A 1,201-nucleotide genomic window follows, 5' to 3' on the forward strand; every position below is an offset into this window, starting at 1 on the left:
GCGCGAATTGCGCGATCCGAGAGATATTTTCTCAAAGATATGGTATTATGATAAGGTACTTATGATTGAGGATTTACCTCGGTGCCAATATTGACGCAGTAGAGACCGCAAGTCAGTTCGGAATCGGCGCAGATCGTGCAGTCAACTATCGGTGCGACAGAGAAGGAACCGCGTTGAATTATGAAGTGGTCAGCGAAGCAATCAGCTCTGTCCGGTGTAGTGCCCCGCTGAGCGCAGACTGGAAAAAGCGTATAGACGAGGACTACAAAAAACGTGGAGGCCGCAAGCACAAGTGATTTTTTTTGAAGCCGGGGTGATGATTCACTCCGGCGTTTTCTTTGGCAGGAACTGCCGTTAAAGCATCCGAAACGGGCGCAAGACGTCCGGTGGACGTCTGTTTTGCGCCGACCGGAGTGGAACGGAGACGCAGCAGCCCGATGCCGCAGGCAGCGTTCTAAGGGGATTGGGGGCGCACGAGGTCCGGTGGACCTCGGCTTTGCGCCGACCGGAACGGAGTGGAGACTTCCCCAACAAGCAGAAAATCGCTTTCGTGTCACGAAAGCCCTGCTTGCAGAAGAGTGGTATTTGTGAGAAGTCACCATTATTGATTTACTTAGCGAATCGAGTGTGCTATAATTTTATAATGAGTTTTTATAGTTTTTATAGTTGCAAGCGTTGGTATGAATAAAAGAAGGCGGTATGATATGGCGGTTTCCTACAACAGATTGTTCAAAATACTTATTGATCGGAAAATGATGAAAAAGGAATTATGTGAGTTGGCAGATGTGAGTCCAAGCACGATAAGCAAAATGGGCAGAGGCGAAATGGTTTCTATGGAAGTCATTGCAAGAATTTGTCTTAAATTGAATTGCACAGTAGATGACATATTAGAAATTTTACCGGATAGTCCAGAATATGGGACGGATGAAAAGATAAAATAAGATTGATAGGACTGGAGGAGGAATACAGATGTCTACTATTTTTAATGAAGATAATACCATTGAGCAAATGATGCTTTCTACTCTTCAGAAGAATGGGTGGAAATATATTCCTGCCGAGGAACTTCCTCTTACATAGCATCCACTATGACAAGCTGACTCGAAAAACTCTCGAAAAACGGGCTATCGAGAGTATGAGAAAATCTCTGTAAATAAGATTCTTCTATGATAATTAAGAGCGATAAGCTTGTGAATCAGGCTTG

General features: G+C 44.5%; 2 protein-coding genes. Both read left to right on the plus strand.

The genetic code is table 11. The annotated features are described in order from the left end of the window. The first annotated feature begins 65 nt into the window (after positions 1-65). Entirely contained in the window at positions 66-296 is a 231-nt protein-coding gene (locus WMO41_RS15800) for a hypothetical protein (RefSeq protein ID WP_494338481.1), read from the plus strand. A gap of 408 nt (positions 297-704) precedes the next feature. Continuing rightward, positions 705-941 (plus strand): helix-turn-helix domain-containing protein, encoded by a 237-nt coding sequence (locus WMO41_RS15805; protein ID WP_349230592.1) that lies wholly within the window; start codon positions 705-707, stop codon positions 939-941. Positions 942-1,201 lie beyond the last annotated feature (260 nt).

Source organism: Ventrimonas faecis (assembly GCF_040096075.1).
GTDB classification, from domain to species: Bacteria; Bacillota; Clostridia; order Lachnospirales; family Lachnospiraceae; genus Brotaphodocola; species Brotaphodocola faecis.

Excerpts from the sequence above, each read along its gene's own strand:
- WMO41_RS15805 (WP_349230592.1), top strand. The coding sequence starts at position 705 with ATGGCGGTTTCCTACAACAGATTGTTCAAAATACTTATTGATCGGAAA.